The 23,424-nt window shown below is 67.2% G+C and carries 15 protein-coding genes; 12 read left to right on the top strand and 3 right to left on the bottom strand.

Annotated features, from left to right (window positions below):
• The first annotated feature begins 20 nt into the window (after positions 1-20).
• The 7 genes from ruvB to VX037_RS04510 all read left to right on the top strand — a co-directional run bounded on the left by ruvB (position 21) and on the right by VX037_RS04510 (position 9,632).
• The gene (gene ruvB / locus VX037_RS04480) at positions 21-1,109 is read left to right on the top strand and encodes a Holliday junction branch migration DNA helicase RuvB (protein WP_235722107.1); all 1,089 of its coding nucleotides are present in this window, start codon (positions 21-23) and stop codon (positions 1,107-1,109) included.
• 160 nt (positions 1,110-1,269) lie between these two features.
• The gene (gene yajC, locus VX037_RS04485; protein ID WP_266062148.1) at positions 1,270-1,686 is read left to right on the top strand and encodes a preprotein translocase subunit YajC; all 417 of its coding nucleotides are present in this window, start codon (positions 1,270-1,272) and stop codon (positions 1,684-1,686) included.
• 155 nt (positions 1,687-1,841) lie between these two features.
• On the top strand, positions 1,842-3,479 hold the full coding sequence (gene secD, locus VX037_RS04490) for a protein translocase subunit SecD (protein WP_287015493.1): 1,638 nt from the start codon (positions 1,842-1,844) through the stop codon (positions 3,477-3,479).
• Positions 3,476-4,717, top strand: coding sequence for a protein translocase subunit SecF (gene secF / locus VX037_RS04495; RefSeq protein ID WP_328713364.1), 1,242 nt, complete (start codon positions 3,476-3,478; stop codon positions 4,715-4,717). The genes secD and secF overlap by 4 nt, the downstream gene beginning before the upstream one ends.
• A gap of 64 nt (positions 4,718-4,781) precedes the next feature.
• Positions 4,782-6,437, top strand: coding sequence for an ABC transporter substrate-binding protein (locus VX037_RS04500; RefSeq protein WP_328713462.1), 1,656 nt, complete (start codon positions 4,782-4,784; stop codon positions 6,435-6,437).
• Positions 6,430-7,020, top strand: a complete 591-nt coding sequence (locus VX037_RS04505; protein ID WP_235722103.1) for an adenine phosphoribosyltransferase — start codon at positions 6,430-6,432, stop codon at positions 7,018-7,020. Before VX037_RS04500 ends, VX037_RS04505 begins: the two co-directional genes overlap by 8 nt.
• 119 nt (positions 7,021-7,139) lie before the next feature.
• Positions 7,140-9,632: a RelA/SpoT family protein gene (locus VX037_RS04510; protein WP_287015495.1), complete on the top strand. Its 2,493-nt coding sequence runs from the start codon at positions 7,140-7,142 to the stop codon at positions 9,630-9,632.
• A 107-nt stretch (positions 9,633-9,739) separates the two neighbouring features.
• Here VX037_RS04510 and VX037_RS04515 read toward each other — a convergent pair whose 3' ends face one another.
• Positions 9,740-10,675, bottom strand: a complete 936-nt coding sequence (locus tag VX037_RS04515; RefSeq protein ID WP_287015496.1) for a peptidylprolyl isomerase — start codon at positions 10,673-10,675, stop codon at positions 9,740-9,742.
• 230 nt (positions 10,676-10,905) lie between these two features.
• Between VX037_RS04515 and VX037_RS04520 the strand changes: the two genes are divergently transcribed.
• The 3 genes from VX037_RS04520 to VX037_RS04530 all read left to right on the top strand — a co-directional run bounded on the left by VX037_RS04520 (position 10,906) and on the right by VX037_RS04530 (position 15,275).
• Positions 10,906-11,649 carry an MBL fold metallo-hydrolase gene (locus VX037_RS04520; RefSeq protein WP_235722101.1) on the top strand — a complete coding sequence of 248 codons (744 nt, stop codon included), beginning with the start codon at positions 10,906-10,908 and terminating at the stop codon, positions 11,647-11,649.
• Positions 11,646-12,911: a histidine--tRNA ligase gene (gene hisS, locus VX037_RS04525; RefSeq protein ID WP_328713366.1), complete on the top strand. Its 1,266-nt coding sequence runs from the start codon at positions 11,646-11,648 to the stop codon at positions 12,909-12,911. The genes VX037_RS04520 and hisS overlap by 4 nt, the downstream gene beginning before the upstream one ends.
• A gap of 378 nt (positions 12,912-13,289) precedes the next feature.
• A complete protein-coding gene (locus VX037_RS04530) occupies positions 13,290-15,275 on the top strand; it encodes an HNH endonuclease signature motif containing protein (RefSeq protein ID WP_328713368.1) in 1,986 nt (661 codons plus the stop codon).
• A gap of 10 nt (positions 15,276-15,285) precedes the next feature.
• On the opposite strand, the gene VX037_RS04535 is transcribed toward VX037_RS04530, so the two are convergent.
• A complete protein-coding gene (locus VX037_RS04535) occupies positions 15,286-16,950 on the bottom strand; it encodes a DUF885 domain-containing protein (protein ID WP_328713370.1) in 1,665 nt (554 codons plus the stop codon).
• On the bottom strand, positions 16,947-17,813 hold the full coding sequence (gene ypfJ / locus VX037_RS04540) for a KPN_02809 family neutral zinc metallopeptidase (RefSeq protein ID WP_235722097.1): 867 nt from the start codon (positions 17,811-17,813) through the stop codon (positions 16,947-16,949). Before ypfJ ends, VX037_RS04535 begins: the two co-directional genes overlap by 4 nt.
• Before the next feature lie 163 nt (positions 17,814-17,976).
• Between ypfJ and aspS the strand changes: the two genes are divergently transcribed.
• Positions 17,977-19,818, top strand: a complete 1,842-nt coding sequence (gene aspS, locus VX037_RS04545; protein ID WP_328713372.1) for an aspartate--tRNA ligase — start codon at positions 17,977-17,979, stop codon at positions 19,816-19,818.
• 122 nt (positions 19,819-19,940) lie between these two features.
• Positions 19,941-23,411 (top strand): transglutaminase family protein, encoded by a 3,471-nt coding sequence (locus VX037_RS04550; protein WP_328713374.1) that lies wholly within the window; start codon positions 19,941-19,943, stop codon positions 23,409-23,411.
• Positions 23,412-23,424 lie beyond the last annotated feature (13 nt).

Here is a 23,424-nt window from a genome sequence, read left to right on the forward strand (position 1 = left end):
GTGACAGCGGGGGAGACCGCGTGACAGAGACCTCGCCCGATCCCGACGATCGCCCGGTGAGTCCCGACGAGTTGCATGCCGACGGCGACTTCGACGCGGGGCTGCGGCCGCGATCGCTGGCCGACTTCATTGGTCAACCCCGTGTGTGCGAGCAACTCGAGCTGGTGCTGCATGGCGCGAAGGGTCGGGGCAGCACCCCCGATCACATCCTGTTGTCGGGCCCACCCGGGCTGGGCAAGACCTCGTTGGCGATGATCATCGCCGCCGAGATGGGGGCCGCCATCCGGGTGACCTCCGGGCCCGCGCTCGAACGCGCCGGTGACCTGGCGGCGATGCTGTCCAACCTCGTCGATGGGGACGTGCTGTTCATCGACGAGATCCATCGCATCGCCCGTCCTGCCGAGGAGATGCTGTACCTCGCCATGGAGGACTTCCGCGTCGACGTCGTCGTCGGCAAGGGGCCGGGTGCCACCTCGATTCCCTTGGACGTCGCCCCGTTCACGCTCGTCGGCGCCACCACTCGATCGGGATCACTCACCGGCCCGCTGCGTGACCGGTTCGGGTTCACCGCGCACATGGAGTTCTACGAGACCGACGACCTCGTGCAGGTGCTGCGCCGATCGGCGGGCATCCTCGGTATCCGGTTGCGCGACGACGCGGCCACCGAGGTCGCGCGGCGGTCGCGGGGCACCCCGCGGATCGCCAATCGTCTGCTGCGCCGCGTCCGCGACTACGCCGAGGTCCGTGGCGACGGCGTGATCACCGTGGATATCGCACGGGCCGGACTCGCCGTCTATGACGTCGATGACCTCGGCTTCGATCGGCTGGACCGTGCCGTGTTGGGATCGCTGGTGCGGGGATTCGGTGGCGGGCCGGTCGGTGTCTCGACGCTCGCGGTGGCAGTCGGGGAGGAACCCGCCACAGTCGAAGAAGTCTGCGAACCGTTCCTCGTGCGGGCCGGGATGATGGCGCGGACCCCACGCGGGCGGGTGGCGACAGCGGCGGCCTGGCATCACCTCGGCCTCACACCACCGGCGGGGGCCATGAATGCCAGTTTCGGGGTGCGTAGCCGCGACGTCATCACCGACAGTCTCTTCGACGACCTGTGACCGGCTCGCGGGACCACCCCACGGGACGTGGCACACTGGTTGGAGCCGCCGGATGAGTTGGTGTGTCCGAGCGTGCCTGCGATCGGCCGCCACCTGAGCGGTCGAAACGGGCAAAAGCCCTGAAATCACCACGACCGAACCGACAAGGATTGTTGCCGTCATGGAGTCCCTCTTCTTCCCCCTTTTGCTGGCCTTGCTGGCCGGATTCATGTTCCTGAGCATCCGTAAGCAGAAGAAGCGCATGACCGAGATGCAGGACATGCAGAACTCCGTGGCCACCGGGGCCCGCGTTCAACTGACGGCCGGCATGTACGCGACTGTCGTCGAGTCCACACCCGATTTCGTCGACCTGGAGATCGCCACCGGTGTGGTGACCCGGTTCAGTCGTCAGGCCATCGTGCGCGTGGTGCCCACCGACGAGGCCGCCGAGACGTACCCGGGTGCGCTGAGCACTCGTCCCGAAGCACTCGACGAGGACGCGGACGCGAGGCAGATCGACAACCCGGGCACCGAGTCGCGCACCGACGACAGCTACTCCGCCGATCGCCCGGGCGAGGGTACGACCGACGACAAGTGACCCGGGAGCTCGGCGGTCCGCCCGGTCCGAGCCGCAGATGACCACCGGAGAACCGGTGGTTACCGCGGAGTCAGTAGAGTGAGCGTCCGACCGGATCGGGCGCGCGTGCCGACCGGTCGTGTCCGCACGCGCTTTCCTAGGAGACCAGAACACCTGTGACCACACCCCGCCGGGCGTCGGCGAAGCGGTCGGGACCTCCACGTGAGATTCCACCGTGGAGACCCCTGACCGCATTCTTCGTGTTGTTGGCCGTCGTCTACGGGCTGGTCTTCTTCACCGGAGGTGGATCGCCGACCCCGAAGCTCGGTATCGACCTGCAAGGCGGTACGCGGGTGACGCTCACCGCGCGTACCCCGGACGGGCAGCCTCCCTCGCGCGAGCAGCTCGACCAGGCGAAGCAGATCATCGAGCAGCGCGTCAACGGACTCGGTGTCTCGGGGTCCGAGGTGGTCGTCAACGGCGACAATCTGGTCATCACCGTTCCCGGTGACGATGGCGCCCAGGCGCGCACGCTCGGGCAGACGGCCCGATTGTTCGTCCGACCGGTGGAGAATGTGGCGCCCGCGACGCCACAGCCGGACGCCGACGATCAGGACGCTGAGGGTGGCGACGGACAGAACTCCGCTGCGCAGGACTCTCCCGAGGACGACGCCACGCAGGCGGCCGCCATCGCCGAACAACGCGAACTGCGGCAGGCCCCCGAGCGAGCCAATCTCGACGCGTTGAACGCGCAGATGGCCAAGATGGACTGTTCGCCCGACTCGTATGACGCATTGCAGGGCAATGACCTGCCCGATCAGTACCTCGTCGCCTGTTCAGAGGATGGTAGCGAGGTGTACCTGCTCGGTCCCGAGATCATCGACGGACGCGACATCGCCAACGCGTCGGCGGGTACCACCCAGCAGGCCGGCTCGTGGGTCGTCCAGGTGGAGTTCAAGAACGAGGCGAGGGACTTCTGGCCGACCTACACCGCGCAGAACATCGGTAAGCAGACCGCCTTCACTCTTGACACGAAGGTCGTCTCCGCCCCGCAGATCCAGGGTGCGATCACCACACCCCAGACCGAGATCAGCGGTGACTTCACCCAGCAGGACGCGAAGGACCTCGCCAACGTCCTCAAGTACGGTTCGCTGCCGTTGTCCTTCGAGGCGTCCGACGCGGAGACGGTATCGGCGACGCTGGGACTGTCGTCACTGAAGGCCGGCCTGATCGCCGGCGCCGTCGGCATGATCGCGGTGCTGATCTATGCGCTGCTCTATTACCGAATGCTCGGCATCCTGACGATGCTGTCGTTGGTGCTGGCCGCCGCGATGGTCTACGGGATCATCGTGCTGCTCGGCCGGTGGATCGGTTTCACTCTCGATCTCGCCGGCATCGCCGGACTCATCATCGGTATCGGTATGACCGCCGACTCGTTCGTCGTGTACTTCGAGCGGATCAAGGACGAGATGCGCGAGGGACGAAGTTTCCGCTCCGCGGTGCCTCGCGGTTGGGCCAGTGCCCGCCGCACCATCTGGTCGGGCAACGCGGTCAGCTTCATCGCCGCGGCGGTGATCTACGTGCTGGCCATCGGCGAGGTCCGCGGATTCGCCTTCACATTGGGTCTCACGACGATTCTCGACGTCGTGGTGGTGTTCCTGGTGACTCATCCGCTCGTGGTGCTGGCCAGTCGGTCGGAGTTCTTGTCACGACCGAAGGTCAACGGTCTCGGCGCGGTCAGCGAGGTGGCTCGGCGCCGTCGCGTGGCCGAGCGATCTGAGCGGGTCGCGGCGACGGAAGGATCGGCGAAATGACCAATGCGCAACGCCCCAATTCCGGGCGGGACGGCGGAGGACGCAGCGCCGTGGTCGGCGAGGTGACCTCCGAAACCACAGTCGAGCAGGGACCGGCCGGCCCCTCCGACGCCAACTACGTCGCCGAGAAGGACCGCTCGTTCTTCTCGCGGCTGTACACCGGTACCGGTGCGTTCGGGATCATCCCGTCGCGGCGGACCTGGTACATCGTCACCGCGGTGATCCTCGCCATCTGCATCGGGTCGATCGCCATCCGTGGCTTCACCCTCGGTATCGACTTCGAGGGGGGCACCCAGGTGTCCATCCCTGTTTCGGCCGGGGTCACCACCGACGCCGTCGAAGAGGTGTTCGCCGAGACCCTTGGCGAGGAACCGGAATCGGTGCAGACCGCCGGATCGGGATCCGCCGAGACGGTGCAGGTGCGGACCGAGACCCTCACCGCGGCCCAAACCGAACAGATCACCCGAGCATTGGCTGACCGGTTCGCGCCGGAACTGACCACCGCGGAGGTCAGCTCGTCCGACGTCAGCTCGACTTGGGGCGGCGAGATCACCGAGAAGATGCTGATCGCCCTGGTGGTGTTCTTGGTGATCGTGTTCATCTACATCACGATCCGGTTCGACCGGGAGATGTCGGTGGCAGCGCTCACCTCACTGTTCTTCGACATCATCGTGACCGCCGGTGTCTACTCGCTGGTCGGATGGGAGGTCACTCCGGCAACGGTCATCGGTCTGCTCACCATCCTCGGCTTCTCGATCTACGACACCGTCGTGGTGTTCGACAAGGTCTCCGAGAACACCCGGTCGGTTCTGCAGACCACCCGACGTACCTACGCCGAACAGGCCAACCTCGCGGTCAACCAGACCCTGATGCGCTCGATCAACACCACTGTCATCTCGGTGCTGCCGATCATCGCGTTGATGGTGATCGCGGTCTGGATGCTCGGCGTCGGCACGCTCAAGGACCTCGGCCTCATTCAGCTCGTCGGCGTGGTGGTCGGTGCCTACTCGTCGATCTTCCTGGCGGCCCCGCTGCTGGTGACGTTGAAAGAACGGCGCGCTGACATCTCGCGGCACACCAAACGGGTACTCGATCGCCGCGCCCGTGTGGAGGCGGGCGACGATCTCATCGACGATCCGCGACCGGCCCGTGGCCGCCCGTCGGGTCGCCGGCGCGCCAACCCGGCCGATGCCGACGCGCCCCAGACCCCGACCGGGAAGCCACGCCGGGCGCGTTAATGTACGGGACGTGACTGTGCGGAGCGGGTCGGGCGCCCGCCGACGAACCGGCCTGCCCGTGACAATGGCCACCTGCGTGGCGGTGGTGTTGCTGCTGACGGGACTGTTGACCGCCTGCGGCGAGGAAGGCCCGCCCTCGGTCGACTACGCCCTCGACGCGCGGATCGACACCTACAACGCGAACACCGTCGACGGCAACGCCGGCGGCGTGTTGATGGCGACCACCCGGATGTTGCCGGGGTTCAGCTATCTCGGCGCGTCCGGTCAGGTGACCCCTGACCGTGACATCGGTACCGTGACACCGGTCCCGGGCGCCGGTCTCACGTTGCGCTACGACTTCTCGCCGGCTGCGCGGTTCTCCGACGAGACGGCCCTCGACTGCGACGACCTGGTGCTGGCCTGGGCGGCGATGAGTGGGCGATTCCCGGGGTTCGCGCCGGCCACGACGGCCGGATACCGCGACATCGAGGCCGTGGACTGCGATCTCGCTTCGAAGACCGCGACCGTGCGCTTTGCGCGCGGCCGTGACTACCGCGACTGGCTGTCGCTGTTCGGTGCGGGCACCTTGCTGCCGGCACACGTCGTCGCGCGCCTGGCCGGTGTCGGTGACGTCGTGCGGCCGATCCGCTCCGGCGATCGGACCGCGATCAACAAGATCGCCGATGCGTGGAACACGGGTTTCGACCTGACCCCGGGGACCGTCGATCAGGCACGTTTCCCCGCCTCGGGGCCGTACCGGGTGCAGCAGTACTCGCAGTCGGGTGGCCTGGAGTTGGTCGCCAACGGATCGTGGTGGGGCGACGCCCCTGCGGTGTCACGGATCGTCTTGTGGGGGCGGGGCACCGACGCCGAGCGCCGACTGGCCGACGGTGACTTCGACATCGCCGATGTCAGTTCGGGCATCGTCGGCGGGGAGCTGGTGCCCGCGAGGGCCGAGGAAACCCGGATCCCATTGCCGAAGCCGAACCGCGCGCTCGCGGTGGAAGAGTTGGTACTCGCCCAGCGCGGGGTGTTTGCGGAGCTCAATGCCCGGCAGGCGTTCGCATCATGTGTTCCGCGTGATGCGCTCGCCCGCCAATTCGGACAGGGCGCCCAGATCTGGAATCTTCGGGTACTCGCGCCGGCCGACAACCTGGCCGGCCAGCTCAACGGCGCGTTCGGCAGGGCCTATGCGCGGCCCAACCTGAACCGGGCGCGCACCCTCGGCGCCGAGGCCGGCGACACTCCCATGACGGTCCGGATCGGATATCTCGCGCCGATGCAACGACGAGCGCAGATGGTGGCCGCCATCGCCGACTCTTGCCGGCAGGTGGGCATCGAGGTGGTCGACGCGGGGTCGGCCGACATCACCACGGGTGCGCTGGGCGGCGAGGTCGACGCCCTGATCGTGGCGAACGGGGCGTCGTTCGCCGCAGCCGGGGCGGCGAATCCGTCGCGCGATGCCTTCGCGCTGCGCGGTGGCGATCCGCTGGACATCAACAACTACCGCAACCCGCAGGTCAGTGGTGCCATCGACCGGCTGGTCGCCGCGGACCTGGCAGCCGACCGACTCGAGCTGGTGCGCACGATCGAGAACACCGCGTGGGCGACGCTGCCGTCGATCCCGCTTTTCGCCGCGCCGCGGATGCAGGTGTTCGGTCCCGGGGTCGATAATGTTGTGGCGGGGCTGGGCCGCAACGGGACCGGATGGAACATGGATCGGTGGACGGTACGTGACTGACGCAGCGCAAGTGTCCGGTGGCGACGAGACGACAGACCGGGCGGTGACCCGCGCGCGGCAGGCCATCGCCGATCACGCTCGACTGGTTCCGGACTTCCCGGAGCCCGGTATCGACTTCAAGGACCTCACCCCGGTGTTGGCCGACCCGGTCGGCTTGGCCGCGATCGTCACCGCATTGACCCACGGGTGCAGCGACGTCGATCTGGTGGCCGGGATCGATGCCCGCGGCTTCCTACTCGGCGGCGCGGTGGCGCGAGAGCTCGGTGTCGGAGTGCTGGCGGTGCGCAAGGGCGGCAAGCTGCCGCCACCCGTACACAGCGTCACCTACACACTCGAGTACGGCACGGCGACCCTCGAGATCCCGGCGAATGCGGTCGATGTCGCCACCCAGCGGATCCTGCTGGTCGATGACGTGTTGGCGACCGGTGGGACGGCCGTTGCGGCGGCGGAACTGCTCGGTCGCGCCGGGGGAGTCGTCGTCGGCGTGGCCGTCATCATGGAACTTGACGGCCTCGACGGTCGCGGCACCATTGCGCGCGGCTTGGGTGCGCAGCTGCCGGTACACGCGGTGACGACAGGGTGATCATCGGATACCTGCGCGCGCCGTCCGCTCGGCAGCGCGCGGTCCGGGATCGTCAGGCGGACTAGACTCGCCTCAACCGGTGTTGCTGTCATCGGTGACATCACCGGAAGGAGGTCAGGATGCACGACGAGGTCGACACCGATTCCCGTCAGGAGCAGACGGGGACGTCGAGTGCAGATGCCCGGCCTCTCCGTACGGACACCGCGGCGAACGGACGGTCGGCGCCACCACAAGGCGACGGTGGCGCGCCCACCCCCGCCGGCGCGCCCACCGCTGCCGGTGCGCCGGGCAGTGCGGGCGCCGCCGACGAAAGCGCTCGGGCAGCGCGTACCGAGACACTGGCACCACCGTCCACCTCGGCGTCGCGACGAGTCAGGGCGCGTCTGGCCCGGCGGATGACCGCCACCCGCAGCCCGGTGCGGCCGGTGCTCGAACCACTTGCGACGCTGCATCGGGAGATCTACCCGAAGGCCGATGTCGCGCTGCTGCAGCACGCCTATGACGTTGCCGATGAGCGGCACACCGGCCAGAAGCGTAAGTCCGGTGACCCCTACATCACCCATCCGCTGGCCGTCGCGACGATTCTGGCCGACCTCGGGATGGACACCACGACGCTGGTGGCGGCCCTGCTGCACGACACCGTCGAGGACACCGGCTACTCCCTCGATCAGCTGGAGAAGGATTTCGGCGCCGAAGTGGCGCACCTCGTCGACGGCGTGACCAAGCTGGACAAGGTGGCGTTGGGCAGCGCTGCCGAGGCCGAGACGATCCGCAAGATGATCATCGCGATGGCGCGAGACCCGCGGGTCTTGGTCATCAAGGTGGCCGACCGGCTGCACAACATGCGTACGATGCGGTTCCTACCGCCGGAGAAGCAGGCGCGCAAGGCCCGCGAGACCCTGGAAGTCATTGCGCCGCTCGCGCATCGGCTGGGTATGGCGACGGTCAAATGGGAACTCGAGGATCTGTCGTTCGCCATCCTGCATCCCAAGCGTTACGAGGAGATCGTCCGGCTCGTCGCCGATCGGGCACCGTCGCGGGACACGTATCTGGCTCGGGTGCGCGCCGACATCAACAATGCGCTCGGCGGCGCCCGGATCTCCGCGACCGTCGAGGGTCGGCCGAAGCACTACTGGTCGATCTATCAGAAGATGATCGTCAAGGGCCGTGACTTCGACGATATCCACGACCTCGTCGGGATCCGCATCCTGTGTGATGAGGTGCGTGACTGCTACGCCGCGGTCGGCGTGGTTCATTCGTTGTGGCAGCCGATGGCGGGTCGATTCAAGGACTACATCGCCCAGCCCCGGTTCGGGGTGTACCAGTCGTTGCACACGACGGTGATCGGCCCGGAGGGCAAGCCGCTCGAGGTGCAGATCCGGACTCACGAGATGCATCGGACCGCCGAGTTCGGCATCGCCGCCCATTGGCGCTACAAGGAGAACCGCGGAAAGGGCAAGGGGCCACGTAAATCCGACGCCGCCGAGATCGACGACATGGCGTGGATGCGTCAGCTGCTCGATTGGCAGCGTGAGGCCGCCGATCCCGGCGAGTTCCTGGAGTCCCTGCGCTACGACCTCGCGGTCCAGGAGATCTTCGTGTTCACCCCGAAGGGAGACGTGATCACGTTGCCCGCCGGGTCCACGCCGGTCGATTTCGCGTATGCGGTGCACACAGAGGTCGGTCACCGCTGCATCGGCGCCCGCGTCAACGGCCGGCTGGTGGCGCTGGAGCGCAAGCTCGAGAACGGTGAAGTGGTGGAGGTCTTCACGTCGAAGGCACCCAATGCCGGGCCCTCGAAGGACTGGCAGAACTTCGTCGTGTCGCCACGGGCGCGTGCCAAGATCCGGCAGTGGTTCGCCAAGGAGCGGCGTGAAGAAGCGCTGGAAACCGGCAAGGAGGCGATCGCCAAGGAAGTTCGACGCGGCGGACTCCCGTTGCAGCGCTTGATGAGTGCCGACTCCATGGCTGCGATCGCCAAGGAGTTGCGCTACCAGGATGTGACCGCGCTCTACACCGCGGTGGGGGAGAATCATGTGTCCGCGCGACACGTGGTCAACCGGCTGGTGGCGTCGCTGGGCGGCCTCGACGATGCGGTGGACGAGATCGCCGAGCGGTCGACGCCGTCCACATTGCCCACCCGTACACGCCACGGCGGCGATGCCGGCGTCATCGTGGAGGGCCTCGACAACGTGTTGGCGAAGCTCGCCAAGTGTTGTACGCCGGTACCGGGCGACGAGATCATGGGGTTCGTGACCCGCGGCGGTGGTATCAGTGTCCATCGCACCGACTGCACCAACGCCGCGTCGCTGCGTGAGCAGTCCGAACGGATCATCGGCGTCTCGTGGGCACCGTCGCCGTCGTCGGTGTTCCTCGTGGCCATCCAGGTGGAGGCCCTCGATCGGCATCGGCTGCTCTCGGATGTCACCAAGGTGCTTGCCGACGAGCGCGTGAACATTCTCTCGGCGTCGGTGACCACCAGCCGTGACCGGGTGGCTATCAGCAAGTTCACCTTCGAGATGGGCGATCCGAAGCATCTCGGGCACGTGCTCAACGTCGTCCGCAACGTCGAAGGCGTCTACGACGTCTACCGGGTGACCTCAGCCGCCTGAGCCTGAGCAGCGTGACCTCGGCCGCCTGAGCCCAGAGAGCGAGGCGCTAGCCGAGTGTCACGTTCTGTTCCCTGAGGAGCGAGGCGCTAGCCGAGTGTCACGAAGGGTCAGTCCTGATTGCCCGAATCAACAGTCGCGGAAGTGATTTCCACCGGCTGCTTCGGCTTGCCGTCCTCGGCGCTGCCGTTGGGCCCCGGCGTCAGGCCGTTGGCCGCGATCTTGTCGAGCACCGTGAGGCCGTCAGGGTCGACCTGGCCCACCACGGAGTAGTTCGCCGCCAACTGGCTGTCCTGGAGCACCAGGAAGAACTGGCTCGAACCGGTGTCGGTCTGACCGCTTTGCGGGTTGTTGCTGTTCGCGATCGCCACTGTGCCACGCGGGTAGATGACCGGAGCCGTCCCCGACATGGGGTCGGGCTCACCAGCCGGCTTCAGGTCGGTGGGCAACTCGTCGGGGCTCGACCATCCCGGACCACCGGCACCGGTACCGGTGGGGTCGCCGCACTGCAACACCTTGAGCGACTCGCTGTTGGTCAGTCGGTGGCAGGGGGTGTCGTTGTAGAAATCGTTCTCGGCCAGCGAGATCACCGCGCCGGTGTTGCATGGCGCGCCCGTGCGGTCCAGGGTGATGGGAACTGCGCCCTGGTTGGTGTCGAGCACCAGGTTCGCGGTGCCCTCCTTGAGTTGCTTCTCGTCGGGCTTGGGGGCGGTGCGCTGTTTGGACTCGCCGGCACGCATTTCATCGAGGTAGGCCTGGGCCTGTGCTCTCTGTTCGGCAGGGACCTCTGCCGGTACCTCGTCGGGGAGTTCGTCGAAGCGACTGGGTTGGTCGGTGTACGAGCATGCGGTCCAGCGGGCTGCCTCGCGATCGTCGAGCACCTTCTTGACGATCAACGTGGTGGCAGTGGCCACGATGGCGACGACGACCACGGTCGATACGGAGGCGATGATGATCTTGCGCCGCCGCTTCTCCTGCCGCTCCCGCTCGAGGCGCTCCTCGAGCTTGCGCTTGGCGGCTTCGCGGCGTTCCTCGTTGCTTGACACGCGGTTGGGTCCTCCTGAACTCGTGTGCCGTGGCTCCCCCGGGGGATGGCATGGGCGTACGTGCGGTCGGGCGGCACGTGAATCGGCGCTGATGCTACATCGACAGGCCAGTGTGCCAGCTGAACCTGAGAGTTCCATGGTCGGGGCGGAATCGGGCATGCGGAACCGGCGGATTCTCCGAGCGTGACCGTCGCGGGTGGAGGTGCCGAGCCGTTTGTCACAATGGACAGATGCTGATCACCGGATTTCCGGCCGGAATGTTCCAGACGAACTGCTATCTCCTCGCCAATGAGGCGGGCTCAGAGGCGGTCATTGTCGATCCGGGCCAGGACGCCGCGGTCCGAGTTCGTGAACTGCTCGCCGAGCACGATCTGACGCCGGTCGCGGTGTTGCTGACGCACGGGCACCTCGATCACACCTGGAATGCCACCGAACTGTGCGACGAGTTCTCCATTCCGGCGTATATCCATCCGGCAGATCGGCCGATGCTGACCGACCCCGGTATGGGGTTGGGGCAGGCCCTCGGTGGCCTGATCGGTTCGATGGAGTTTCGCGAGCCGGAGAAGGTGGTCGAGTTCGCCGACGATGAGGACGTGGAGCTGGCCGGTATCCGGATCACTGTCGACCTCGCTCCGGGGCACACCCGGGGATCGGTGTTGCTCGGCATCGAGGTGCCGGTGGAAGCAGACACCGCCGAGGGCGACGATTCCGTCCCCGAGGTCGTACCCGTGTGTTTCTCGGGAGATGTCCTGTTTGCCGGTTCCATAGGTCGAACCGACCTACCAGGCGGTGACCATCAGCAGTTGCTCGACTCGATCGCCGCCAAACTGATGCCGTTGCCCGATCACACCCAGGTGCTTCCGGGGCACGGCCCACAGACCTCGATCGGTGCCGAACGCGCCGGCAACCCATTCCTCGTCGACCTGCCCGGGCGCGGGGATTCCACACCCAAGAAGGGACGTTTCGGACTGTGAGCGCCGAATTTGCCGCTCCGCGGGGGATACCGGACTATTTTCCCCCGGCCTCCGCGGACTTCCGCCGAGTTCGTGACGCCCTGACCGACGCCGCGCATCGCGCCGGCTACGGACACATCGAGTTGCCGATCTTCGAGGACACCGCGCTGTTCGCTCGGGGCGTCGGAGAGTCAACCGACGTGGTGAGCAAGGAGATGTATACCTTCGCCGATCGTGGAGATCGGTCGGTGACGCTGCGCCCCGAGGGCACGGCCGGTGTGATGCGCGCCGTCATCCAACACGGGCTCGATCGGGGGCAGCTGCCGGTGAAGCTGTGCTACGCGGGCCCCTTCTTCCGCTACGAGAAGCCGCAGACGGGTCGGTATCGCCAACTGCAGCAGGTCGGCGTGGAGGCGATCGGTGTCGACGACCCCGCGCTCGATGCCGAGGTGATCGCCGTCGCCGACGAGGGCTACCGGCGTCTGGGGCTCTCCGGATTCCGCCTGGAGATCACCTCGCTGGGTGACGCCGCCAGTCGCGGCCCGTATCGGGAGGCCCTGCAGCAGTTCTTGTTCGGCCTCGACCTCGACGAGGCCACCCGGCGCCGCGCAGAGATCAACCCGCTGCGCGTGCTCGACGACAAACGCCCCGAGGTGAAGGAGGCGACGGCGGACGCGCCGCTGCTCATCGACTATCTCTCCGATGATGCGCGTGCGCATTTCGATCTGGTTCTCACCCACCTGAAGCGGCTGGGCGTGCCGTACGAACTCAATCCGCGTCTGGTGCGGGGACTCGACTACTACACGAAGACCACCTTCGAATTCGTACACGACGGACTCGGTGCCCAGTCGGGTATCGGTGGGGGAGGCCGATACGACGGCCTGATGCAGCAGATCGGCGGCAAACAGGACCTTTCCGGGATCGGCTTCGGACTCGGTGTCGACCGCACGATGCTGGCGATGGAAGCCGAAGGCGTGGCGCACGCCGATGTCGCACGGTGTCGGGTGTTCGGAGTGCCGCTCGGTTCGGACGCCAAGGCTGAATTGGTCGGTGTCGCCGGACAACTGCGCGCCGCCGGGATCGCGGTCGATCTGGCTTATGGTGACCGGGGACTCAAGGGTGCGATGAAGGCTGCCGACCGTTCCGGTGCCCGTCTCGCCCTTGTTCTCGGCGACCGGGAACTGGCCGATCGCCAGGTCGAGGTGAAAGATCTGTCGAACGGTGAGCAGCGCAAGGTCTCGCTGGATTCCATTGTGGACGAGGTGCTTTCGATCCTCGGCTAGTCACCGCACCCTCGATGGGCCACGACGATGAAGGCTCTCGTCGTGGCCCGTGTGCGTTGTGGACGAGGTCGGTTGAGTTCGGTCACCGTGTTGGCAACGCCCGGACCCTTCGTATCCCCACGTCACCCCTTCTCCCTGAGTAGCGTCCGAGCTTGCGAGGCCGCGTCACGAAGGGCGCTCCCACGCAACCACTCTCACGCACGAAAAGTTGTCACACCCCACCGCTATCCTGAACCCAACACCTCACCGAAAGATCCATCCACACCCCACTTGCAGCGCACCAAAGCTGTCGGACCCACCCGATAGTCTGATAGCAGTTCGATTCCCCACCAACCCATCCCGACCTCAGAGACCGTCTTCGCAGGAAAGGAGCGTCTTGTGTTCACGTTCACCGACCGTGCTGCCGACGACGCTCTGCTGGCCTCCAGCAGTCTCGATGAGTTGGCGCAATACGGTCGTGACCTGTTGCGGTTGAGTAATCAAGCCCAAGCCCTGGCGATGCAGATTGCCCGTCAGATCGGGCAATCCACCTACAACGAGCGTCTCGCCGGATACAACGATTTCGTTCCGAACCGAGTCCGCAACGCCGCCGACAAGGCCGCGAAAGGCGAAATCTCGCTGCAGTTGGGTATTTCTCGACGTCAAGCCGGTGAATGGGTCGGTCTCGATGAACTGCTCGACGAGCACCCCAAGATCCGTGATGCCTTCCGTGCCGGCGACCTGAGGCCCCACCGGCTGGGTGTGGCCATCCGCGGCGCCGCCACCGGCCCCACCGGCGACCTGCGGGAGCGCCTGGGCGAACTCGCCGACAACGCCCACACCGACGACACCGACGAAACCGACACCGACAGCAAGGATGTCGACGGGGAACTCACCCTCGACCTCGACGACCCCGAATCTGACGTCGATCCCGGCACCGACGACGCCGGCTCCGACGACGCCGGCACAGACGGTGAGGGCACCGACGACACTGATAACGCTGCGGCCGAGACCGACCCCGCCACCGACGATCCCGATGATGAGCCGTGGGATTTCGATGATGTGGTGCTCGATCTGGCCAGCCGACCCACCACCGACACGGCGCTGCGAGATGATCTCGACGCGATCATCATCAGTCTTGATCCTGATCGGGCGGCCCAGACGCGCGATGACATCGCCGACTTGTTTGGGGATGTGACGATCGGTGCCGAAGCGTTCGGGCACATGACCGTCGATGCCTGCATCCCCGCCGAACACGGCGTACACCTGCGTGACCGCATCAGCGCCTTGATCAGCCGACGGGTGTGTCGCCGTGATGGGCGCAGCATCAAAGCCCAACGCGTCGCCGCGTTCGCCGAGATCATCAAAGCACCCGGCGCGAAACTGCGTTGCCACTGCGGCGACGACACCTGCCCCGCCAAGCAGACTTGGACCAGTAACCGGGCGCAGGCCACGGATGCCACCCCGAGCGTCGGCGACAGCAGTTTCCGCGACTCGTCGGTCGACGCCAGCACGGCTGACGACGCCAGCGCATCCGGCCAGACCGCCGACGAACCCGAGACGGGTGGGCCTGACGCGGCAGAAGAACAGCCGATCACCCTCGCTGACCTCGACGCCGACACCGATGTCGACAGCCGCGACAGCGACTCGAACATCGACAACGACGACAACATCGGTGCGAGTATCCAATCCGGCACCGGAATCGACGCCGATGACACCGCTCAGAATGTCGAACCCTGCCCGAAACCGCGACGAGAGTCCATCACCGCACCACCCGCCGAGCACGACCTCGCCGACACCGACGCGGACGCCGAATCCAATCCCGACTCCGGCACCGACTCCGACCTCGTCGTGCCCGGCCTGACCCTGCTCCACGACCCCACCGGTCTCGACCCGACCCGCCTGATGGGCTACGGCGCCATCGACCCCGCCCACGCCGCTCGGATCGCACCACACGCCACCACCATCACCGCCCGCCCCAGTGAAACCCGTACCGCCAGCGGACTGATCATCTTCGGCAACCGCACACCAGCCCCACCGATCGACCTGACCGGGCACGGAGGTTTCGCCACCCCACCACCGGGGGCGCTGACCTACAGGCCGTCAGCCGCGTTGCGGGCGGAGATCATCCAACTGGACCGGCGCTGCCGTTATCCCTACTGCGGTCGCAGGTCTGAGGAGTGCGAACTCGACCACCTGCTCAAGTTCTGCCATGCCGACCCGGTGGCCGGTGGCTGGACCGTGGCCTTCAACCTCGCACCCCTGTGCCGGCCCGACCACGACCGCAAACATGACGGGCCGTGGATACCGACCATGCACACCGACCGCACCATCACCTGGCGCAACGCCCGCACCGGACAGGTCATCGTCACCTACCCCAGATGACAGCGGGAGCTCACCCCGACGCGAGTTCATCGGCCAGCACATCGAGGGAAACTCCGCCGAGGGCCAGTGCGCGAGTATGGAAATCCCTCAGCGTCCAGTCGCGGTGGGTGGCGAGCGCTGCGGTTCGGGTCTCTTCCCATACCCGCTGTCCGAGCGCATACGACGGCGCCTGACCGGGCCATCCCAGGTAGCGGTCCAGTTCGAAACGCAACACCGAACGGTCCATCGCCACCGAATCGGTGAGGAACTGCCAGGCCTTGGCTGCATCCCAGGTCCCGCCGCCCAGCGCAGCGGGGGCGCGGAGCCTGCAGTGCACACCGATGTCCACCACCACGCGTGCCGCTCGCAGACGTTGCGAGTCGAGCATGCCCATCCGATCGCCAGGATCGTCGAGCCATCCGAGTTCGGCCATCAGTCGCTCAGCGTAAAGAGCCCAACCCTCGCCGTGGCCCGAGGTGAACGAAGCCAGTTTCCGCCACGCGTTGAGATCGTCACTGACGATCGCAGCGCCGAGTTGCAGATGATGCCCCGGAACCCCCTCGTGGAAGACCGTAGTGGTCTCCTGCCATGTGTGGAACACCTCCTGCTCCGGCGGTACCGACCACCACATGCGCCCGGGGCGGGACAAATCTGCACTCGGCTGGGTGTAGTAGATGATTCCGGTCGACGAAGGCGCCAGGCGACACTCCAGCCGGGTCAACCGCGCCGGGATGTCGAAATGTGTTCCGGCCAGGCCCTCCACTGCGCGATCGGACAGCCCCTGCATCCACACGACGAATTCGTGGCGATCGTGAACTGCATAGCGCGGCAGCGTATCCAGATGGGCCATCGCCTCGGCGACCGATGCACCCGGTAACAGTTCGTGGGCGAGCGCCGCCTGCTCGGCGACGATCGCCGACAGTCGGTCGGTCGCCCACGCATACGCTTCGTCCGGGTCCACGTCGGCGCCGAGGTAGGCCGGGAGAAAACGCAGATATCGTTCGCGCCCAACCCCATCCACCGCGGTTGCCGACGGTGCGGCCTCCGCACGCAGCACCGCGACGAGGGCCCCGAACGCCACCCGCGCGTCACTCAACGCCACCTCGAGCGGACCCTGCAGGCGGGGGTCGGCGGCGAGCGGACCCGTGTTGGAGGCGATCGCGTCGGCTGCGGTGCTTGCCTGTGCCGCAACGAGTTCGACCTGCCTCTGGGCGAGCGGCGGGCCGTGAGCGATCCGATGACGCAGGCCGTCGATGATCGTGTCGACACACTCCGGCAGCGCGCGCAGACGCTCCAGGAAAACGTCGCGCTGCGTCGGCGTGTCGGCGGGCATGAGGTCGAAGATGTCGCGGACCGCCTGGAGTGGCGAAGCGATCACATTGCAGTCTCCGACACGTTCACCGGCTTCGGCGAGGGCGATCTCGCGGCGCAACGATGCACACATGGTGGCGACGGTGACCCGATCCACATCGTCCACGCAATGGGCCTCGGCCAGTGCGTGGACGGTCGCCCGCGCCGACGATGCGCGCGCGGCACAGGCGGCGGGGGAGAAGTCGGTCAACAGGTGATCGTGCCCGGCCACGCCGATCTCGGTGGCGAACAGCGGATCCTGGGCCGTCTGATCCGATAGGTACTGCTCGGCGATGCGATCGATCGCACTCGGTTCGCGTGGCATCGATCCGGCGGGCCCGGTCATAGGTCGTTGGTCGCGAAGGTGTCGCAGCGCCGCGGGTCACCGGAGTCGTAGCCGACGGTGAACCAACGGGCGCGTTGCTCGGACGAGCCGTGGGTCCAACCCTCGGGGTTGGAATTCGCGCCCTGGATGGTGTCGTCGCCGATCGCCTTCGCGGTCTGGATCACCGTGTCGATCTGTGTGGGGGTCAACGGCTCGAGCATCGCGTCCGGGCCGTTGTCGGCGTGATACGCCCACACCCCGGCGAGGCAATCGGCCTGCAGTTCCACGCGGACCGAACCGGAGCGCGGACCCTGCGACCCCATGCGGTTGCCCTGCTGGAGCACCCCGGTCAGATTCTCGATGTGATGGCCGTACTCGTGGGCAACCACATACTCCTGCGCGAGTGGCCCGTCGCTGCCGCCCATCTGTTCGAGCTGGGCGAAGAAGGAGGGATCGAAGTAGGCCGTCTGGTCGGCCGGGCAGTAGAACGGCCCGGTCGCCGACGTCGCCGGGCCGCAGCCGGTACTCACCGCACCGGTGAAGATCTTGGTGCTCGGCGGCGTGTAGCCCGGCATCAGGTCCGACCACACGGCGTCGAGACTGTTGGTGGTGGCGACGATGCGGCAGATGGTGTCCACGTTCGCCTTTTCGATGGTGCACGACTGGATGTGCTGGTTGATCTGCGCCACGTCCCGGTTGTCGGCGGTTCCACCGCCATACGACGAACCACCGGTGAGTGAACCGGGGTCGATTCCGAAGAACAGCGCGACGATGGTGATGATCAGACCGGCACCACCCCCGACGGCGATACGGCCCACACCGCCACCGCCACCACCACCGGAGACCGAGCCGGTGTCGAGTGGCCCGTCGCCCTGAAAAACCATCCCCGCTCCTCGCGTTCTGCGCCACGGCCCGACCGTCCCGCACCGTTGTCCGGTCCGGCAGGGTCGAGCATATTCGCCCACCTGCCCGGTTGCGGGTCGGTCCTGGTCACGACAGTAGGATGAGCCGAGATTCGCCTCGATCTCCATTGGGAAGGACTCCTGAGTGCTCCGCACGCATCTCGCCGGCTCGCTTCGTCGCGCCGACGCCTCGCAGACCGTCACCGTCGCCGGGTGGGTCGCGCGCCGCCGCGATCACGGTGGCGTGGTCTTCATCGATCTGCGCGACAGCTCCGGGCTGGTCCAGGTCGTCTTCCGCGACGAGGCGGTGGCAGAGGCCGCACACCGGTTGCGCGCAGAGTTCTGTGTCGCGGTCACCGGCGTCGTCGAGGTGCGCCCCGAGGGCAGCGAGAACCCGAACCTGCAGTCGGGCGAGATTGAGATCAATGCCGTCTCCCTCGAGGTCCTCAACGCCGCGGCGCCTTTGCCGTTTCAGCTCGACGAGAACCCGGGCGAGGAAGCGCGGCTGCACTATCGTTACCTCGACCTGCGCCGAGAGGGGCCGGCCCGCGCGCTGCGGCTGCGCTCCAAGGTGAACGCGGCCGCGCGTGGCGTACTCGCCGAGCACGACTTCGTCGAGGTGGAGACCCCGACCCTGACGCGATCGACGCCGGAGGGGGCGCGCGACTTCCTGGTGCCCGCCCGCCTACAGCCCGGCACGTTCTACGCGCTGCCGCAGAGCCCGCAGCTGTTCAAACAGTTGCTGATGGTCGCCGGGATGGAGCGCTACTACCAGATCGCGCGCTGCTATCGCGACGAGGATTTCCGCGCCGACCGGCAGCCCGAGTTCACCCAGCTCGACATCGAGATGAGCTTCGTCGACCAGGACGACGTGATCGCGTTGGCCGAAGACATACTGCGCGCGCTGTGGCAGCTGATCGGTGTCGAGATCACCACGCCGATCCCACGAATCACCTACGCCGACGCGATGCGGCGGTTCGGCACCGACAAGCCCGACCTCCGGTTCGACATCGAACTCGTCGAGTGCACCGAGTACTTCAAGGACACGCCGTTCCGGGTGTTCCAGGCGCCCTACGTCGGCGCGGTGGTCATGCCCGGCGGCGCGTCGCAGCCACGCCGGCAGCTCGACGCCTGGCAGGAATGGGCCAAACAGCGCGGCGCCAAGGGACTGGCCTATGTCCTCGTGGGTGAGGACGGCGAACTGGGCGGCCCGGTCGCCAAGAACCTGTCCGACGCCGAACGCGCCGGGCTCGTCGAGCACGTGGGTGCGAAGCCAGGGGACTGTGTCTTCTTCGGCGCCGGCGCGGTCAAGTCGTCGCGCGCTCTGCTCGGTGCCGCCCGTGGTGAGATCGCCGATCGCCTCGGCCTGATCAAGGACGGCGACTGGGCGTTCACCTGGGTCGTCGACGCCCCACTGTTCGAACCGGCCGACGACGCGACGGCCTCCGGTGACGTCGCCGTCGGCTCCGGCGCCTGGACCGCCGTGCACCACGCGTTCACCGCCCCGAAGCCGGAATCGATCGAAGCTCTCGAATCCGACCCGGGTTCGGCGCTGGCCTACGCCTACGACATCGTGTGCAACGGCAACGAGATCGGCGGCGGTTCGATCCGTATCCATGAGCGTGACGTGCAGGAACGGGTGTTCGAGATCATGGGCATCGGCCACGACGAGGCGCAGGAGAAATTCGGCTTCCTCCTCGACGCCTTCGCCTACGGTGCGCCCCCGCATGGCGGCATCGCCTTTGGCTGGGACCGCATCACCGCGCTGCTGGCCGGGGAGAGTTCCATCCGCGAGGTCATCGCCTTCCCGAAGTCCGGTGGCGGCGTGGACCCGCTCACCGATGCACCGGCGGCGATCACTGCCCAGCAGCGCAAGGAGTCGGGAATCGACGCGAAGCCGATTCCGCGCAAACAGACCGGGACCGGCGACGGCCCTACGACCACCGAGTCGGCGGCCACCGCCGAGCACACCACCGGCGAATCCTGACGTGGTCCACCGTCGGTCGATCCGGATATGTCATCCCGATCGGCCGACGGCGCTTCGGCTATGTCGGTGATGCCCACCGCAAACCCGGCATCGGATCGGTAATTGTGATGTGATTTCTGACCATGACGATCAAGGTGGCCCTCGAGCACCGCACGAGTTACGCATTCGATCGCCCGGTCAAGATCTTTCCGCATGTGGTGCGGCTGCGACCTGCGCCGCACTCGCGCACGCCGATCGAGGCGTACTCGCTCAATGTCGAACCGGCACAGCACTTCCTGAACTGGCAGCAGGATGCCTTCAGCAACTATCAGGCCCGGTTGGTGTTCCCGGAACCCTCGTCGGTGCTGTCGATCTCGGTGAGTCTGATCGCCGACCTCACCGCGATCAACCCGTTCGACTTCTTCATCGAGGACTGGGCCGAGAATTACGGTTTCGACTACCCCGACGAGTTGCGCCACGATCTGGAGATCTTCTTGCGGCCCGTCGGCGTCAGCGAGGGGGAGTTCGTGGGTGCGCCGGTGCATCCGTCGGTCGCCGAATTCGCCGCGCGACACAAACCCACCGCCGAGATCCGGATCATCGACTTCCTGGTCGCGCTGAACCAGGCCGTCCAGCAGGCCGTCGGCTACACCGTCCGGCTCGAGGCCGGTGTCCAGACGCCCGAGCACACCCTGGCCAGTGGGATCGGATCCTGCCGTGATTCGGCGTGGCTGCTCGTCGCGATCCTGCGGGAACTGGGGCTTGCGGCGCGCTTCGTCTCCGGCTACCTGGTGCAGCTGACCTCCGACATCAAGTCGCTGGACGGTCCGTCGGGCCCCGACGCCGACTTCACCGACCTGCACGCCTGGACCGAGGTCTACCTGCCCGGCGCCGGCTGGGTGGGTATGGATCCCACCTCGGGCCTGTTCGCCGGCGAAGGCCACATCCCGCTCGCCGCCACCCCGAACCCGGGCGGTGCGGCACCGATCACCGGTGCGACCGGTCCGTGTCACGCCACCCTCGACTTCTCCAACACGGTCACCCGATTCCACGAGGATCCCCGCGTCACGCTGCCCTACACCGCGTCGCAGTGGAAACGCGTGCAGGAACTCGGCGCCGACCTCGACCAGAAGATGGCGGACAACGATGTCCGGCTCACCATGGGGGGTGAGCCGACGTTCGTCTCCATCGACAATCAGACCGACCCCGAATGGAACACCGCCGCCGACGGCCCGCACAAGCGGGCGCTGGCCTCCGACCTGGCCGGGCGCCTCAAGGATGCCTACGCGCCGACCGGGCTGGTGCAGCGCAGCCAGGGCAAGTGGTACCCCGGTGAACCGCTGCCGCGCTGGCAGATCGCGTTACTGTGGCGCACCGACGGCCACCCCATCTGGCGTCGTCCCGAGTTGCTGGCCGATCCGTGGCGCAATCGCGCCGCGGCGCAGGCCTCCATCGAAGTCGAGACCAGCGGCCCGGCACCCGGCACGCGCGGTACCTCGGAGACCGCGCAGAAACTGCTGACCGCTTTTGCCGGCCTGCTCGGACTTCCGTTGTCGCAGGTGATGCCCGCATTCGAGGACCCGCTGGTGCGGATGCGGGAACTCGCCGCCCTCCCGCCCGGCGACCCTGGCGCCGATCCCACGCTGCGCACCGTCGTCACCTCCAAGCTCGCGGAGGCGGCGGTCGAGGCCGCCGACTCCGGCGAGGACCTCGAACCACCGGCCGACACCACGCCGGCGCGGCGGGCGCTGCTGGCCAAACTGGATGAAGCGGTGAATGCGCCGACGGCCTATGTGCTGCCGTTGAGCCGCTCCGAAGACGAGACCGCATGGCACAGTGCCCGCTGGACCACTCGCCGCGGACGGTTGGTGCTCACCCCGGGCACCTCCCCGGCAGGCCTGCGGTTGCCCCTGAACTCGTTGTCTTGGGGGCCCGCGCCGACCCTGTTCGAATCCGACCCGTCGGCCCGCCCCGACCCGCTGCCCGACGATCCCGCCGAAGCGTTGGGCGTGACGGTCCGCGAGATGGACCCCGCTGCCTTCGTGCCACGTAGCGCCGTGGTCGCCGAGATGCGTGGGGGAGTGCTGCACGTCTTCCTGCCGCCGACCGCCACGCTGGAGGAGTTCCTGGCCATCGTCGAGATGGTGGAGCAAGCCGCCGCTGCCATCGACACCCCCGTGGTGGTCGAGGGGTACGGCCCGCCCGCCGATGGTCGTCTCACCACGCTTACCGTGACCCCGGATCCGGGAGTCATCGAGGTCAACATCCAACCCACCAACAGCTTCGGAGAACAGTCCGAACTGCTGGAATCGCTATACGACCACGCGCGACGGGCCCGCCTCGGGACCGAGACCTTCGACCTGGACGGCAGTCACGGCGGCACCGGCGGAGGCAATCACATCACGCTGGGCGGGCCCACGCCCGCCGATTCCCCGATGCTGCGCCGACCGGATCTGTTGGTGTCGATGCTGACGTTCTGGCAGCGGCACCCGTCGCTGTCGTACCTGTTCTCCGGGCGGTTCGTCGGTACCACCTCACAGGCGCCCCGCGTCGACGAGGGGCGGGAGTCGTCGCTGTACGAACTCGAGATCGCGTTCGCCGAAATCGACCGACTCGCGGTGAAGGCAGCCGCCGGCGAAGGCGTCGACGCGCCCCCCAACCCGTGGGTGACCGATCGCGCGCTGCGACATCTGCTCACCGACATCACGGGCAACACCCACCGTGCGGAGTTCTGCATCGACAAGCTCTACAGTCCCGACTCGCCCCGCGGACGTCTGGGGCTGCTGGAGTTGCGGGCCTTCGAGATGCCGCCGCATCATCAGATGGCGATGGTGCAGTCGCTGCTGGTGCGCTCGCTGGTGTCCTGGTTCTGGGAACAGCCCTACCGCGGCCGACTGATCCGACACGGCGCCGACCTGCACGGCAAACACCTCCTCCCGCACTACGTCATCGCCGACATCGCCGCGGTCGCCGAGGAACTGCGCGAGGCCGGCTACGCATTCGACACCGCATGGCTCGATCCGTTCACCGAGTTCCGCTTCCCTCGGTTGGGGACTGTGCAGATCCGCGACCACGAGGTTGAACTGCGCGGCGCGATCGAGCCGTGGAACACCCTCGGCGAGGAGTCCACCGGTAGCGGCACCGCCCGCTACGTCGACTCGTCGATCGAGCGGGTGCAGGTACGGGTGCTCGGCGGCGACGACGACCGGTTCCTGCTCACGTGCAACGGTTACCCGATACCGCTGCGGCCCACCGGACGCACCGGCGAGCAGGTGGGCGGTATCCGCTTCCGCGCCTGGCAGCCGCCGAGCTCGCTGCATCCCACGATCACCGTCGACACCCCGCTGACCTTCGATCTGGTCGACACCGTCTCCGAACGATCCGTCGGTGGCGCCACCTACCACGTGGTGCACCCCGGCGGGCGGGCCTACGACCGTCCGCCGGTCAACGCCGTGGAAGCCGAATCACGACGCAACGGCCGCTTCGAGGCATCCGGCCACACGAGCGGTTCCGTCGACGTCGGGCTCCTGCGGGAGCGGCAGGCGCGCATCGCCACCGACACCGGGGTCCCGGCAATTCTGGATCTGCGTCGGGCACGTACAGTTCTCCGGTGACTGTTTCGTCGGA

Origin of the sequence: Gordonia sp. Z-3 (assembly GCF_036233855.1) — a bacterium.
Classification (GTDB): Bacteria; Actinomycetota; Actinomycetes; order Mycobacteriales; family Mycobacteriaceae; genus Gordonia; species Gordonia tangerina.

Bases quoted from the DNA above. Each gene is read 5' to 3' on its own strand.
- yajC (WP_266062148.1), top strand. From the start codon at position 1,270: ATGGAGTCCCTCTTCTTCCCCCTTTTGCTGGCCTTGCTGGCCGGATTC.
- secF (WP_328713364.1), top strand. From the start codon at position 3,476: ATGACCAATGCGCAACGCCCCAATTCCGGGCGGGACGGCGGAGGACGC.
- VX037_RS04500 (WP_328713462.1), top strand. From the start codon at position 4,782: ATGGCCACCTGCGTGGCGGTGGTGTTGCTGCTGACGGGACTGTTGACC.
- VX037_RS04510 (WP_287015495.1), top strand. From the start codon at position 7,140: ATGCACGACGAGGTCGACACCGATTCCCGTCAGGAGCAGACGGGGACG.
- VX037_RS04520 (WP_235722101.1), top strand. From the start codon at position 10,906: ATGCTGATCACCGGATTTCCGGCCGGAATGTTCCAGACGAACTGCTAT.
- VX037_RS04535 (WP_328713370.1), bottom strand. From the start codon at position 16,950: ATGACCGGGCCCGCCGGATCGATGCCACGCGAACCGAGTGCGATCGAT.
- ypfJ (WP_235722097.1), bottom strand. From the start codon at position 17,813: ATGGTTTTTCAGGGCGACGGGCCACTCGACACCGGCTCGGTCTCCGGT.
- VX037_RS04550 (WP_328713374.1), top strand. From the start codon at position 19,941: ATGACGATCAAGGTGGCCCTCGAGCACCGCACGAGTTACGCATTCGAT.